Source organism: Mesorhizobium sp. M1A.F.Ca.IN.022.07.1.1 (genome assembly GCF_003997575.1).
Classification (GTDB): domain Bacteria; phylum Pseudomonadota; class Alphaproteobacteria; order Rhizobiales; family Rhizobiaceae; genus Mesorhizobium.
The window spans coordinates 1-14,396 of record NZ_RZST01000133.1 but is presented as its reverse complement, the minus strand read 5'-3'; the positions used below and the strand labels follow the sequence as shown (position 1 = coordinate 14,396).

Here is a 14,396-nt window from a genome sequence, read left to right as displayed (position 1 = left end):
CTGCCCAACGATCCGCGGGTGCTGCTCGGCATGACCGCCAATGTCGCGGCGACCGTCGGCAGCAAGGCGCAGCTGGTGTCTATCCCGCTGACCGCCATGGCTGAGAAGGACGGCAAGCACATCGTCTGGACGGTCGACCGCGCGTCCGACACGGTGCATCCGCGCCCGATCAAGGTGGCGAACTTCACCGCCGACGGCGTTGCCGTTGCCGAAGGTTTGAAGCAGGGCGACGTGGTGGTGGCCGCCGGCACACAGTTCATGACCGACAATCTGAAAGTGAAGCTTTCCGGCGATGCCGCCCAGCAGTCCGCCTCGGCGGAGGATGACGTCGCCGCCACCAGCAGCCTGCGCTAACCAGGCGAAAGAACGCCTTTCCCGACCTCGCTGCCGTGAGCCGCGAGCCGGGCAGGGCATGGGTTCCGGGCGGCGAAATCGCCCGATCGACGAGACGCGGCATTGGTATCCCCCGCACCACGGCCGCGTCGAGCGCGATTGCGAGTCTCTCTCCGCTTGAGGTGCTCGCCGCCCGGAAGCCCACCGAGAACTCATGAGCCGCAAGGCATGCTGCCTTGCCGCCAATTGGACTGGACCTGCGCCATGACCACGGACAGCAGCACTGAAAAGCGTCCCTTCAACCTCTCGCGCTGGGCGATCGGGCATCCGAGCATCGCGCGCTTCCTGTTCGGCCTCATTATTCTGGCCGGCGCGCTAGGCCTGATGCGCATGGGCCAGAAGGAAGACCCGGACTTCACCTTCCGCGTCATGGTCGTGCAGGCAGTCTGGCCGGGCGCCTCGATCCAGGACATGGAAGACCAGGTCGTCAACAAGATCGAGCGCAAGCTGCAGGAGACGCCGCATCTCGACTTTGTCCGCTCCTACACCCGCGCCGGCAGCGCCATCATCACGCTCCAGGTAAAGGGCGACACCAACGCCGAGGAGGTGAAGGATGCCTTCTACCAGGTGCGCAAGAAGGTCGGCGATATCGCCAACGAACTGCCGCAGGGCCTGCTCGGCCCCTATTTCAACGACGAGTTCGGCGACACCTTCATCACGCTGCATTCGATCAGCGGCGACGGCTTCACCTATCCCGAGCTGAAGAAATTCGCCGTTCAGGCGCGCGACATGCTGCTGGCGACGCCGGGCGTCGAAAAGGCCGTCATCATCGGCGACCAGCCCGAGAAGATCTATATCGATGTGTCCTCCAAGGCGCTCGCCGAGCGCGGCCTGACGGTGCTTGACCTGCAGAATGCCGTGAAAGGGCAGAACGCCGTCGATCCGGCGGGCTCGGTCGATACCGGCTTGCGCTCGGTTCGCATCTCGGTCGAGGGCGACGTCACCAAGGCCGCCGATATCCGCGAGCTGAGGCTGCGCGCCGGCAATCAGGTGACGCGTCTTGGCGACATCGCCACGGTCTCTTCCGGCCTCGAGGACCCTTATGAGCGCAAGTACCGCTTCAACGGCCACGAAAGCGTCCAGGTCGGCGTCGTCATGGCCAAGGGCTTCAATGTCAGGGACGTCGGTAAGGATGTCGAGGCGACCTACAAGCGCTTCGAGGAAGGTCTGCCCTATGGCGTTGCGGTCGACCAGATCTCCGACCAGCCGGAGGTGGTCAAGGATGCCGTCAACGAATTCATGGAGGCGCTCGGCGAGGCGTTGCTGATCGTTCTCGTCGTCTCGTTCCTGTCGATCGGCTGGCGCTCCGGCCTGGTGATCGCGATCGCCATCCCGCTGGTTTTAGCCGCCACCTTCGCCATCATGTACGAGATCGGCATCGACCTGCAGCGCATCTCGCTCGGCGCGCTGATCATCGCGCTCGGTCTGCTGGTCGACGACGCCATGATCGTCGTCGAGATGATGGAGCGCAAGCTGGAGGAGGGGCTGGTCAAGATCGAGGCGGCGAGCTTCGCCTATTCCTCGACCGCCTTCCCGATGCTGACCGGCACGCTGATCACCACCGCGGGCTTCATCCCGGTCGGCTTCGCGGCCTCCACCGCGGGCGAATATGTGCGCACGCTGTTCTATGTCGTCGGCATCGCACTGGTCGTGTCGTGGTTCGTCGCGGTCTATTTCACGCCCTGGCTGGGCTACATGATCCTGAAGCAGCGCAAGCACGCCGGCACCCAGCACGACGTCTTCGATACCGGCTTCTACCGGCGGCTGCGTGCGACGGTCACCTGGGCCGTGCGCCACCGCATCATCGTGCTGGCGATGACGCTGGTCACTTTCGGCACCAGCCTCTGGGCCTTCCAGTTCATCCCGCAGAACTTCTTCCCGCAGTCGTCACGTCCGGAAATCCTGGTCGATCTCTGGCTGCCGGAAGGTACCTCGATCAAGGAGGTCGAGAACCAAGCCAAGGCGCTCGAAGCGAAGATGATGGACGACCAGGACAAGCGCTTCATCGCCACCTATATCGGCGAGGGCGCCCCGCGCTTCTTCCTGCCGCTCGACCAGCAGCTTCGCAATCCGAACTTCGCCCAGCTTCTGGTGATGGCCAAGGATGAGCCGGCGCGCGAGCGGCTGATCGTCAAGATGCGAGGCATTCTCGCCAAGGACTTCCCGTCGATCCGCGCCAAGGTCGATCGTTTGTTCCTCGGTCCGCCGACCGGCTGGCCGGTGCAAATGCGCATCATGGGGCCGGATCGCCAGGAGGTGCGCCGCATCGCCGACGAGGTGAAGGCAAGGTTCGAAGCAAACCCGCTGCTCGGCGCCGTCCATGACGACTGGCTGGAGCCGGTGCCGGCGATGAAGCTGGTGATCGACCAGGACCGAGCCCGGGCACTAGGCGTCACATCGCAGCGCATTCGCCAGATGCTGCAGGCAACCATGTCCGGTGCGCCGCTCGACGATTTCCGCGACGGCGAAGAGACGGTCTCGATCGTCGCCCGCGAGCCGGAGGCGACCCGTCATCTGCTGTCCTCGGTCGACTCCGTCTACATCCCGACCGACTTCGGCGGCTCCGTGCCCCTGTCCCAGGTGGCGAAAGTGGTGCCCGTGATGGAGCAGGGCATCGAGTGGCGGCGCGACCGTCTGCCGACCATCAGCGTGCGCGCCACGTTGCCGGATGGCGTGCAGTCGAACGACGTCGTCACCAAGATGTACAACGACATGAAGGACCTGCGCGCCGGCCTTGCCCCCGGCTACAAGATCGAGATCCAGGGCGGCGCGGAGGACTCGGCCGAAAGCCAGGCCTCGATCGCCGCCAAGGCACCGATCATGCTGGCCGTCATCGTCATCTTGCTGATGGTCCAGCTGCAGCATTTCGGCAAGTCGATGCTGGTGCTGGCCACCGGCCCGCTCGGCATCATCGGTGCCGCGGCAGCCCTTCTGATCAGCGGCGCGCCCTTCGGCTTTGTCGCCATCCTCGGCGTCATCGCGCTGCTCGGCATCATCATGCGAAACTCGATCATCCTGGTCGACCAGATCGACCAGGACATCGCCGCCGGCATGGATCGATCGGAAGCGATCGTCGGCGCTGCGGTGCGCCGCTTCCGCCCGATCATGCTGACGGCGCTGACCGCGGTGCTTGCGCTGATCCCGATCTCGCGCGCCGTCTTCTGGGGGCCTCTGGCCTACGCCATGATGGGCGGCATCCTCGTCGCCACCGTGCTCACCATCCTGGTGCTGCCGGCGGGCTATGCCCTGTTCTTCGGCCGCGAGCCCAAGAAGGCCAAGACAGGCGAGCAGGCGCAGGAGCCGGAACAGGTCGAAGGCATCGAAAGACCGCAGCTGGCGCTGGCTGCGGAATAAGAAGGTGGCAACCTCGAATCATCCGCCATCGGCGAAAGCCGGTGGCGGATGATGCGCATCGAAAGAACGCCTCGCGCCGCCGCGGCGCGCTCGGCGAGGCGCCTACGCCAATTCCTCGGAATGCGCGACCGTCACGCCATACTCCGCGGCCGAGTCGAGCATCGTATGCCACAGGCTTTCGGCAAAGGTTGCGAATACCAAGAGGTTGAACACGGCCTGGCCGTCTTGTCGGTTCTTCCCGCGCCAGAGCGTCACGCTGGTATGGTCGATCGAGGTGGCGGCTGCCGTGCCGACCGGGAATATTTCGGGGTGCAGGTCGATCGACGACAGCTTGGCCAGCATCGTGCGCGCCTTGTCGCCGGAAACGCTGATCAACGCGCGCGCATGTGATTGATCGGAAAGCGAGGCCAAACCGGCAAACACGCGGGCAAGGGTCTCCATCCTTTGCCCGCCGCCTCTCGACAGCACCAGAAACTGGTCCGGTCCTGACCAGATCAGCGTCGCGTCGGCCGTGTCGGCCGCCTTGGGTGTTTCCGGTGCGGCGACGCCGAAGCGAGCCTTCGCGGCATTGACCGTCTCGGCCGCCTTGCCGCGACGCGCCATCACCTGAACGAGGTCGAAATTGCGGATCTCGGTCAGCGACACGCCGGCTTCGCCCGGCGCGCCATAACGGCCGGCGACCAGGGCGCGCTCGAGCGGGCTGCGGATGTTCCAGGAAAAATCAGCCACGCTGGCGCCCTCCATCCGGATCGTAGAAGACGGAATTGCAGAGCTCGACATCGTACTCCTCGCCACGCAGCGGATCATGAGCGCGCACGATCTCACCAATGCGCGCACGGCCACGCTCGACGAGGCCGAGCCCGATCCACTGGTCGAGCACCGGTGAGAAGCAGACCGAGGTGATATAGCCCTGGTCGTTGTCTGGTCCGGGGGTCTCGCCCTTGGGAACGATGTGCGCGCCGGAGCGTAGGCGGCGCGCCTTGTCGGTCGGCTTGATGCCGACGACCACCTGCCGGTTCGGCGCGACGAGTGCTTCGCGGCCGGCCATGACGCGGCCGATGAAATCCTTCTTGGTCGACATCATCTTGCCGAGACCGAGATCGGCAGCCGTTGTGGTGCCGTTGAGCTCCGGTCCGGCGACATGGCCCTTTTCGATGCGCATCACGCCGAGCGCCTCGGTGCCGTAAGGCGTCACGCCGAACGGCTTTCCCGCGATCATCAGGTTGCGCGCCAGAGCCTCGCCGTAGCGCGCCGGCACCGAAATCTCGAACGCCATCTCGCCGGAGAAGGAGATCCGGAACAGCCTCGCCTTGATGCCGCCGCGCAGCTTGACTTCGCGCGCGCCCATGAACGGAAAGCCTTCGTTCGACAGGTCTTCGGCCGGATCGACGATCTCCTTCAGCAGATCGCGGGTCTTCGGACCGGCGATGGAGAATTGCGCCCACTGGTCGGAGACCGAGGTCAGCTGCACGTCGAGTTCGGGGAATAGGACCTGGCGGCAGAATTCGAGATGCTGCATCACCAGCCCAGCCTTGGCGGTCGTGGTTGTGAGGAAATAATGGTCCTCGGCCAGGCGCGAGGTGGTGCCGTCGTCATAGACGACACCGTCCTCGCGCAGCATCAGTCCGTAACGCGCCTTGCCGACGGCGAGGCTGGAGAACGCGTTGATATAGACGCGGTCGAGGAAGGCGCCGGCATCCGGGCCGTGCACGTCGATCTTGCCCAGCGTCGAGACATCGCAGAAGCCGACGCCGCTTCGCACCGCCTTGACCTCGCGGGTGACCGATTCCAGCCAGTCTTTTTCGCCGGGTAACGGATACCATTGCGCGCGCTTCCACAGGCCGGTGTCGACGAATACCGCGCCCTGTTCGGCCGCCCAGTGATGCGACGGCGTCAGCCGCGTCGCATGGAAATTCTCGTCCCGATGGTGGCCGGCGAAGGCGCCGATGGCGACCGGCACATAAGGCGGCCGGTAGATCGTCGTGCCCGTCTCGGGAATGGATTTACCCGATACCGCCGCCATGATGGCGAGGCCGGCGACATTCGAGGTCTTGCCCTGGTCGGTCGCCATGCCGAGCGTCGTGTAGCGCTTCAGATGCTCGACCGACTCGAAACCCTCGCGCTGCGCCAGCTCGACATCGGACGCCGTCACGTCATGCTGCTGGTCGACGAAGGCCTTGCCTTTGCCGGCGACATGCCAGAGCGGCGTCAGCGAAAAGGCCTCGTCGTCGGCGAGGGGCGCAGATCCGGCGTTGCCGCTCCGTCCCGTATCGCGCGCCGCTGCCGCACCTGCCTCGAAACCTTCCCGCAGGCAGGCGCCAAGGCCGAAGGCGCCGTTCGCCGCGCCTGCCGCCACCATGCCGGGCGGCGCGCCGTCCGGCACGAAGGCGGCGATATCGTCGCGCCATTTCGGCCGGCCGCGATGATAGGAGGTGAGGCCGACCGCCGGGTTCCAGCCGCCGGAGACGGCAAGCCCGTCGGCCTCGACTTCGGCGCGCGCGCCGCCGGTGAGCGACACGGAAATCTTGCGCACACCGTTCTTGCCGCCGTCGACGCCGCTGACGGAGCCGTTGAGCACCGGGAAGCCGCCCTTGCCGGCCAGCGAGCGATGGGCCGGCGAAACGTCTGGCCGCCCATCGATCACCGCAGCGACCTGCAGTCCGGCTGCGATCGCCGCCTCCACGGTGCGCCAGCCATCCTCATTGTTGGTGAACAGCGCAATGCGCCGCGCCGGAGCCGCGGCGTAGCGGTTGATGTAGCTGCGCATGGCGGACGCCATCATCACGCCAGGCGTATCGTTGCCGGCGAAGACGATGGGACGTTCGATCGCGCCCGCCGCGACGACGCAGCGCTTGGCGACGATACGCCAAAGCCGCTGCCGCACCTGATGCTCCGGCGGTAGGGGCAGATGGTCGTTGACGCGCTCGATCGCGCCATAGGTACCGCCGTCATAGACGCCGAACAGCGTCGTGCGCGTCATGATGCGAACGTCCGGCATCGCCGCGAGTTCGTCCAGAGAACGGGCAATCCATTCGGCCGCCGGCAGCCCGTCGATCGGACCGCCATCGCCCAGCAAGCGCCCGCCGAGGACAAAATCCTCCTCGCACAGGATGACGCGCGCGCCGCAGCGCGCGGCGGCAAGGGCGGCGGCGAGGCCAGCCGGGCCGGAGCCGGCGATGGCCACGTCGCAATGCGCCCACGCTTTGTCATAGCGATCGGGATCGGGAATGCCCGCCGCGCGGCCGAGGCCGGCGGCGCGGCGAATCGCCGGTTCGTAGATCGTCTCCCAGAACTTCGCCGGCCACATGAAGGTCTTGTAGTAGAAGCCGGCGACGAAAATCGGCGCGAAGAGCTGGTTGACCGCCATGACGTCGAAATTGAGCGACGGCCAGCGGTTCTGGCTGGCGGCCTCGAGCCCTTCATAGAGCTCGGCGGTCGTTGCCTTGGTGTTCGGCTCGCGCCTCGCGCCACTGCGCAGTTCGACCAGAGCGTTGGGCTCTTCCGAACCCGCCGTCAGGATGCCGCGCGGGCGGTGATATTTGAACGAGCGGCCGACCAGCTTGACGCCGTTGGCGACGAGCGCCGAGGCAAGCGTATCGCCCTGGAAGCCGGAGAGTGTCTTACCGTCGAAGCGGAAGCTGAGCGGCGCCGAACGGTCGATAAGGCCACCGGCGGACAGACGGTTTGCCTGGTTGCCGCGCATCAAGCACCAACCTTGGCGGAGCCGGCGCCCGCCGCCGGCTCGACAGCCGAAATCTCATGCGTCAGCGTGTTGCGCTTGACCTTCAGCCAAGCCCGGCAGCCGCCGCCGTGATACCAATGCTCGCTCATCACACCGGCGATGTTGTCGCGCAGGTAGACGTAGTCGTAGACGGCGTCTTCACCGGCATCGGCAGGCGGGCGCTGCGGCTTGGCGTCGCCGAGATAGGTGAACTCGCCGAGTTCGCGTTCGCCGCAGAAGGGACAGACTATGCGCATGGTCGGGTCTTCAATGGAGGTTCGGTTGGGCGCCCTGGCCCTTCTCGTCAATCATGGCGCCGCGCTGGAACCGGTCGAGGCGGAAGCGGGCGGCTTCCTTGTGCGATTGATCGCGGGCGATGAGATGAGCAAAGACGAAGCCGGAGCCAGGCGTCGCCTTGAAGCCGCCATAGCACCAGCCGGCATTGAGATAGAGGCCGTCGACCGGGCTCTTGTCGATGATCGGCGAGCCGTCCATCGACATGTCCATGATGCCGCCCCACTGGCGCAGAAGCCGCACGCGGCCGATCATCGGGATCAGCGCCATGCCGCCTTCGCAAACATCCTCCACGACAGGCAGATTGCCGCGCTGGGCATAGGAGTTGTAGCCGTCGATGTCGCCGCCGAACACCAGCCCGCCCTTGTCCGACTGGCTGACATAGAAATGCCCGGCGCCGAAGGTCATGACGTTGGGCAGGAGCGGCTTGATCGCTTCGGAGACGAAGGCCTGCAGTACATGGCTCTCGATCGGCAGGCGCAGTCCGGCCATCGCCGCGACGCGTGAGGAACTGCCGGCGACCGCCATGCCGACCTTGCCGGCGCCGATCCGGCCGCGCGAGGTCTCGACGCCGGAGACCTTGCCGTTGGTGTCGCGCATGAAGCCGGTGACTTCGCAGTTCTGGATGATGTCGACGCCGAGCTCGCTCGCCGCGTGCGCGTAGCCCCAGACCACGGCATCGTGACGTGCCGTGCCGCCGCGTCGCTGCAACAGCCCGCCCTGCACCGGGAAGCGCGCATTGTCGAAGTTCAGGAACGGCATCATCTTCCTGAGCGCCGCCTGGTCGAGCAGCTCGGCATCGATGCCGTTGATGCGCATGGTGTTGCCGCGTCGGGCAAAGGCGTCGCGCTGCGGGTCGGAATGGTAGAGGTTGATGACGCCGCGCTGGCTGACCATCGCGTTGTAGTTCAAATCCTGCTCCATCCGCTCCCACAGCTTCATCGACAATTCGTAAAAGCCGGTGTTGCCGGGCAGGCCGTAATTGGAGCGGATGATGGTGGTGTTGCGGCCGGCATTGCCGGAGCCGATCCAGCCCTTCTCCAGCACCGCAACGTTGCGGATGCCAAACTCGTTGGCGAGGAACCAGGCGGTCGCCAGCCCGTGCCCGCCGCCGCCGATGATCACCACGTCGTAGCGATCCTTCGGAGCCGCATCCCGCCAGGTCGGCTTCCAGGTCTTGTGGCCGGAGAGGGCGGCACGGGCGAGCGAGAAGATCGAGTATTTCATGAAATCATTCCGAGGCCGCTCGCCCACGCCGACTCTTCTCTATCGCATCGGATTGCACGGCCGACGGGCTTTAGATGTCCAGCGTGTGGTCGCGCTCCCACTGCGTGAAGTGCGAAGCATAGGAATTCCATTCCTGTTGCTTCAGCTTTAGATATGCCGACGAAAATTCCTCACCCAGCGCCGCCTTCAGCGATTTGTCCTTGTCGAACTCACGCAGCGCATCGAGCAGGTTGAGCGGCAGTTTCGGCGCATCCGTCACGGTATGACCGAACTGGTACATGTCGATGTCGTAGCGCTTGCCGGGATCGGCCTTCGAGCGGATGCCGTCGAGGCCGGCAGCGATGATCACTGCCTGCAGCAAATAGGGATTGGCGGCGCCGTCCGGCAGACGCAGCTCGAAGCGGCCCGGTCCCGGCACGCGCACCATGTGGGTACGGTTGTTACCGGTCCAGGTCACGGTGTTCGGCGCCCAGGTGGCGCCCGAAATGGTGCGCGGCGCGTTGATGCGCTTGTAGGAATTGACCGTCGGGTTGGTGATCGCGGCAAGTGCCGAAGCATGCTTCATGATGCCGCCGAGGAAGTTCCTGCCCTTGGCGGACAGGCCGAGCTCCTCCGAATTGTCGGCGAAGACATTGGTCTTGCCGGTCTCGTCCCACACCGAGATGTGCGCATGGCAGCCATTGCCGGTCAGGCCCTGGAAGGGCTTGGGCATGAAAGTCGCGCGCAGCCCGTGGTTTTCCGCAACTGACTTGACCATAAACTTGAAGAAAGAGTGCTTGTCGGCGGTCGCCAGCGCGTGATCGAAGGTCCAGTTCATTTCGAACTGGCCGTTGGCGTCCTCATGGTCGTTCTGGTACGGACCCCAGCCCAGCGCCAGCATATGGTCGCAGATCTCGGCGATCACGTCGTAGCGACGCATCACCGCTTGCTGGTCGTAGCAGGGTTTCGACGCCGTGTCGTACTGGTCGGAGATAGCGCTGCCGTCCGGCGAGATCAGGAAGAACTCGGCCTCGATGCCGGTCTTGACATGCATGCCGTCGCGGGCGGCCTCTTCGATCAGCCGCTTCAACGTGTTGCGCGGCGCCTGGTCGACGAGCTTGTCGTCCATCACGCACGTGGCCGCCACCCAGGCTACCTCCGGCTTCCACGGCAGCTGGATCACCGAATCCGGATCCGGCACCGCCAGCATGTCGGGGTGCGCCGGCGTGAGATCGAGCCACGTGGCGAAGCCGGCAAATCCGGCGCCGTCCTTCTGCATGTCGGCGATCGCCTGCGCCGGCACCAGCTTGGCACGCTGCCCGCCGAACAGGTCGGTGTAGGAGATCATGAAGTATTTGACGCCGTTCTCCTTGGCGAATGCGGCGAGATCGTTCCCCATTATAGTTCCTCGCTTATGTGATCCTGGATGGAGTGTCCTAGAAGCCGTTCTTCCCCGGTATCCAGTTGGTGCCGGCAAGCGGCACGCCGGCCATGGCGGCTGCTTCGATGCTGAGCGCGACCAGGTCCTCGGGCTCGAGATTGTGCAGGCTGTTCTTGCCGCAGGCGCGGGCAATGGTTTGAGCCTCGAGCGTCATCACCTTCAAGTAGTTGGCGAGCCGCCGACCGGCGGCGATCGGATCGACGCGCTTCATCAACTCGGGATCCTGCGTGGTGATGCCGGCCGGGTCCTTGCCTTCGTGCCAGTCGTCATAGGCGCCGGCCGTGGTGCCGAGCGCGTTGTAATCCGTCTCCCAGCGCGGGTCGTTGTCGCCAAGCGCCACGAGTGCGGCGGTGCCGATCGACACCGCGTCGACGCCGAGCGCCAGCGCCTTGGCGACATCGGCGCCGTTGCGGATGCCGCCGGAGACGATCAGCTGCACCTTGCGGTGCATGCCGAGGTCCTGCAGCGCCTGCACCGCCGGCCTGATGCAGGCGAGCGTCGGCTGACCGACGTTCTCGATGAATACTTCCTGGGTCGCGGCGGTGCCGCCCTGCATGCCGTCGACCACGACGACGTCGGCGCCGGCCTTCACCGCAAGCGCGGTGTCGTAATAAGGACGGGCGCCCCCGACCTTGACGTAGATCGGCTTCTCCCAGTCGGTGATCTCGCGCAGCTCCAGGATCTTGATCTCGAGATCGTCCGGGCCGGTCCAGTCGGGATGGCGCGAGGCCGAGCGCTGGTCGATGCCCTTGGGCAGCGTGCGCATCTCGGCGACGCGGTCGGAGATCTTCTGTCCCAGCAGCATGCCGCCGCCGCCGGGCTTGGCGCCCTGTCCGACGACAACTTCGATCGCGTCGGCACGGCGCAGGTCACGCGGGTTCATGCCGTAGCGCGACGGCAGGTATTGGTAGACCAGCGTCTTCGAATGGCCGCGCTCTTCCTCGGTCATGCCGCCGTCGCCGGTAGTGGTCGAGGTGCCGGAAAGCGTCGCGCCTCGGCCGAGCGCTTCCTTGGCCGGACCGGAGAGCGAGCCGAAGCTCATGCCGGCGATGGTGATCGGGATCTTCAGCTCGATCGGCTTTTTGGCGTGGCGCGAGCCCAGCACCACGCTGGTGTCGCAGCGCTCCCTATAGCCTTCAAGCGGATAGCGCGAGATCGAGGCGCCGAGGAACAGGAGGTCGTCGAAATGCGGCAGCTTGCGCTTGGCGCCGGCCCCGCGGATGTCGTAGATGCCGGTCGCGGCCGCGCGGCGTATTTCGGAAAGCGTGTAGTCGTCGAAGGTCGCGGACTTGCGTGGCGTCGTCGGCGGGTTGCGGTAGGTCATCTTGCCTCAATACGCGTCGGCGTTGTCGATATTGAAATTGTAGAGCTTCCGGGCCGAGCCGTAGCGCTTGAACTCCGAAGCTTCGACGTCGGTGACGCCGGCCTTGTCGAGCAGGCCCTGCAGCAGTTCGATATGCTCGGGCCGCATCTCCTTGGCGATGCAGTCGGCACCCAGGCTTTCGACCTTGCCGCGCACGAAGAGCCGCGCCTCATAGATGGAATCGCCGAGGGCGTCGCCGGCATCGCCCAGCACCACCAGATTACCGGACTGCGCCATGAAGGCCGACATGTGGCCGATATTGCCGTGCACGACGATATCGATGCCCTTCATCGAGATGCCGCAGCGCGAGGAAGCATTGCCCTCGATGACCAAGAGGCCGCCGCGGCCGGTGGCGCCGGCATACTGGCTGGCATCGCCTTTGACCACGATCGAGCCGGACATCATGTTCTCGCCGACGCCGGGGCCGGCCGAGCCATGCACGGTGATCGCGGCACCATCATTCATGCCGGCGCAGTAATAGCCGACGCTGCCGCGCACATCGATGCTGATCGGCTGGTCGACGCCGACGGCGACCGAATGGCTGCCTTTCGGGTTGAGCACTTCCCAAGCGGTCTCGTTCGAGCCGGGGGTCAGCTGATGAAGCGCCTGGTTCAGCTCGCGCAGCGACTGTTCTGCGAGGTCGAAGACCCTCGCATGGCCTTGCTCGCGCTGCGCCTTCGGCATGGGTGTTGCAGGCATGAACTCAATGCTCCCAGAAATAGACCGTTGCGGGCTCCGGCTCCCAGACCCTCGCATTGTCTATGCCGGGCAATTTTGTGAGCGCGCGATATTCCGAGCCAAACGCGACATACTGGTCGGTCTCGGCCATCACGGCCGGCTTGCAGGCGATCGGATCGCGCACAACGCCGAAGCCGTTCTTGGTCCCGACGACGAAGGTGAAAAAGCCGTCGAGGTCGGAGAGCGTGCCTTCGAGCGCTTCGCCGAGATTCTTGCCATGCGCCATCCTGTTGGAGAGATAGGCGGCCGCCACTTCCGTATCATTCTCCGTCTCGAAGGTCATACCTTCACGCACCAGCTCGCGGCGGACATTGTTGTGGTTGGAGAGCGAACCGTTGTGCACCAGGCACTGGTCGGCGCCGGTCGAGAAGGGATGCGCGCCCATCGTAGTGACCGCCGACTCCGTCGCCATGCGGGTGTGGCCGATGCCATGCGTGCCGGTCATCGAGCGCACGTCGAAGCGATCGACGACGGCTTCCGGCAGGCCGACTTCCTTGTAGATCTCGACCGCTTCGCCGGCGCCCATGATGCGGATATCGGGCCGAAGCGACTGCAGCGCCTCACGCGCGGCGTCGACCTTGTCGGGCGTGGTGCGGATAACCGCATGCGTCGACTTCACCGCGACGCTCACCGGCGCGCCGACCGCCTTGGCGAGCTCGACGTCGAGGCCGCGGAAATCGCGCTCGGGTTTCGGCGACTGCACGGTGATCTTGGCCTCGTTGCCGGTCGCCGCGCCATAGATGGCGATGCCGGCGCTGTCCGGACCGCGGTCGCTGAGCGAGATCAGCATCTCCGACAACATCGCGCCGAGCTTCGGCTCCAGCGTCTTGTCCTTGAGGAAAAGTCCGACGATTCCGCACATGTCAGCCTCCGACGTTTGTGGCTTCCAGATGGTGTACCGAATGAAATCCGCGAATTCAATGGTATGAAAGAAATTTTCCTCTGATTATATATCCGCCTTCGAGCCGCTTGTAGCGTTGTCGCCGTCCGGATGGCCGTGGGTCCATATCGCGTGGCGAATGCGCGCTATCGTGTAGGCATCGAGGATCGACAGCGCATAGATCAGGAACCCGCCGGCATGGCGACCGATGAAGCTGGCATCCGCCGGCGCCACCTTGGTTGTGACCCAGCCGAGGATCACCATGAAGAACAGGAACTGCAGGCCCCGCGCCGGCAAGCCGAGCATGACATGTCCGCTGCCCGGCAGGGCGATCGCGGAGGCCAGAACAAGATAAGGGTTCGAAGGCCGGGCGGCGGGTTCGGTGGCGTTGCTCATGCGGCCTGCCTCTCGCACTGGTTGATCGCGTCGCGAACCGAGGATGCGGCTCCGAGCAGTTTTTCGATCAATGCCGGATCGAGCCTCGCGTCGCCGAAAGCGGCTTGCCGGAACACACCGTAGCGCGCCCGATCGGCCTGGGCCAGCAGCCACACGATGCGCACGCCCTTCGGCGTGATCAGCAATTCCTTGGCGTGGCCTTCGGCAAAGATCCCGGCATGCGCGGCGATCACCTCCTGCGGGAAGACGACGCCTTTGCGGTTTGTCCGCAGCACCGCCTCGTCGGGGAACGCCGCCGTCTTCGGAAGGGTGTGTTCGAGATGGTCGAAATTGGAGAAGGTCGTCGGCGATCCCGGCCGCATCATCATATCGAAAACACCGGGCACCGCGACAGGCTCGGTGATCGACACGCTGAGCCAGCGCGCGGGAAGCTTCCTGGTTGCGAGCGTGTCGACGATGGTGCGCACCTGCGCGCGCTCGCCGTTATGCGAACCCGCCCAGGTAGCGACGCCGGCCGTGCCGTTGGAGACGTCGCTCGCGTCGCGAATGACGGCGCGAACGGCGGCCTCGTCGGTGGCGCGCGCCGCCCTCGCCCTGTTGCGGCTGGAGC

At 65.3% G+C, this 14,396-nt stretch carries 11 protein-coding genes and 1 pseudogene; 2 read left to right on the top strand and 10 right to left on the bottom strand.

Annotation, left to right across the window (positions count from 1 at the left end; all coding sequences use genetic code 11):
* A pseudogene (locus EOA75_RS16575) lies at window positions 1-354 on the top strand (efflux RND transporter periplasmic adaptor subunit); the annotation flags it as partial.
* Window positions 355-597: 243 nt separating this feature from the next.
* A complete protein-coding gene (locus EOA75_RS16570) occupies window positions 598-3,747 on the top strand; it encodes an efflux RND transporter permease subunit (protein WP_127324671.1) in 3,150 nt (1,049 codons plus the stop codon).
* A gap of 102 nt (window positions 3,748-3,849) precedes the next feature.
* Here EOA75_RS16570 and EOA75_RS16565 read toward each other — a convergent pair whose 3' ends face one another.
* The 10 genes from EOA75_RS16565 to EOA75_RS16520 form a co-directional block, all read right to left on the bottom strand.
* Window positions 3,850-4,476, bottom strand: a complete 627-nt coding sequence (locus EOA75_RS16565) for a sarcosine oxidase subunit gamma family protein (protein WP_095823940.1) — start codon at window positions 4,474-4,476, stop codon at window positions 3,850-3,852.
* Entirely contained in the window at window positions 4,469-7,450 is a 2,982-nt protein-coding gene (locus tag EOA75_RS16560; protein ID WP_127324670.1) for a sarcosine oxidase subunit alpha, read from the bottom strand. Before EOA75_RS16560 ends, EOA75_RS16565 begins: the two co-directional genes overlap by 8 nt.
* Entirely contained in the window at window positions 7,450-7,725 is a 276-nt protein-coding gene (locus EOA75_RS16555; protein WP_067327756.1) for a sarcosine oxidase subunit delta, read from the bottom strand. Before EOA75_RS16555 ends, EOA75_RS16560 begins: the two co-directional genes overlap by 1 nt.
* Before the next feature lie 10 nt (window positions 7,726-7,735).
* A complete protein-coding gene (locus tag EOA75_RS16550) occupies window positions 7,736-8,989 on the bottom strand; it encodes a sarcosine oxidase subunit beta family protein (RefSeq protein ID WP_095801121.1) in 1,254 nt (417 codons plus the stop codon).
* Between the two features lie 70 nt (window positions 8,990-9,059).
* A complete protein-coding gene (gene glnT / locus EOA75_RS16545) occupies window positions 9,060-10,367 on the bottom strand; it encodes a type III glutamate--ammonia ligase (RefSeq protein ID WP_067327758.1) in 1,308 nt (435 codons plus the stop codon).
* A 37-nt stretch (window positions 10,368-10,404) separates the two neighbouring features.
* Entirely contained in the window at window positions 10,405-11,733 is a 1,329-nt protein-coding gene (locus tag EOA75_RS16540) for an FMN-binding glutamate synthase family protein (RefSeq protein ID WP_066988947.1), read from the bottom strand.
* 6 nt (window positions 11,734-11,739) lie between these two features.
* Complete coding sequence (locus tag EOA75_RS16535) at window positions 11,740-12,471, bottom strand: GXGXG domain-containing protein (RefSeq protein WP_067327760.1); 732 nt, start codon at window positions 12,469-12,471, stop codon at window positions 11,740-11,742.
* Between the two features lie 4 nt (window positions 12,472-12,475).
* Complete coding sequence (locus EOA75_RS16530; RefSeq protein ID WP_067327761.1) at window positions 12,476-13,372, bottom strand: glutamine amidotransferase family protein; 897 nt, start codon at window positions 13,370-13,372, stop codon at window positions 12,476-12,478.
* Between the two features lie 84 nt (window positions 13,373-13,456).
* Window positions 13,457-13,786 (bottom strand): hypothetical protein, encoded by a 330-nt coding sequence (locus tag EOA75_RS16525; RefSeq protein ID WP_067327762.1) that lies wholly within the window; start codon window positions 13,784-13,786, stop codon window positions 13,457-13,459.
* On the bottom strand, window positions 13,783-14,396 hold a 614-nt coding region (locus tag EOA75_RS16520; RefSeq protein WP_245466652.1), incomplete at its 5' end, for a hypothetical protein. The genes EOA75_RS16520 and EOA75_RS16525, both read right to left, overlap by 4 nt.

Coding starts and splice junctions, on each gene's coding strand:
- EOA75_RS16570 (WP_127324671.1), top strand. CDS start 598: ATGACCACGGACAGCAGCACTGAAAAGCGTCCCTTCAACCTCTCGCGC.
- EOA75_RS16560 (WP_127324670.1), bottom strand. CDS start 7,450: ATGCGCGGCAACCAGGCAAACCGTCTGTCCGCCGGTGGCCTTATCGAC.
- EOA75_RS16555 (WP_067327756.1), bottom strand. CDS start 7,725: ATGCGCATAGTCTGTCCCTTCTGCGGCGAACGCGAACTCGGCGAGTTC.
- EOA75_RS16550 (WP_095801121.1), bottom strand. CDS start 8,989: ATGAAATACTCGATCTTCTCGCTCGCCCGTGCCGCCCTCTCCGGCCAC.
- glnT (WP_067327758.1), bottom strand. CDS start 10,367: ATGGGGAACGATCTCGCCGCATTCGCCAAGGAGAACGGCGTCAAATAC.
- EOA75_RS16540 (WP_066988947.1), bottom strand. CDS start 11,733: ATGACCTACCGCAACCCGCCGACGACGCCACGCAAGTCCGCGACCTTC.
- EOA75_RS16535 (WP_067327760.1), bottom strand. CDS start 12,471: ATGCCTGCAACACCCATGCCGAAGGCGCAGCGCGAGCAAGGCCATGCG.
- EOA75_RS16530 (WP_067327761.1), bottom strand. CDS start 13,372: ATGTGCGGAATCGTCGGACTTTTCCTCAAGGACAAGACGCTGGAGCCG.
- EOA75_RS16525 (WP_067327762.1), bottom strand. CDS start 13,786: ATGAGCAACGCCACCGAACCCGCCGCCCGGCCTTCGAACCCTTATCTT.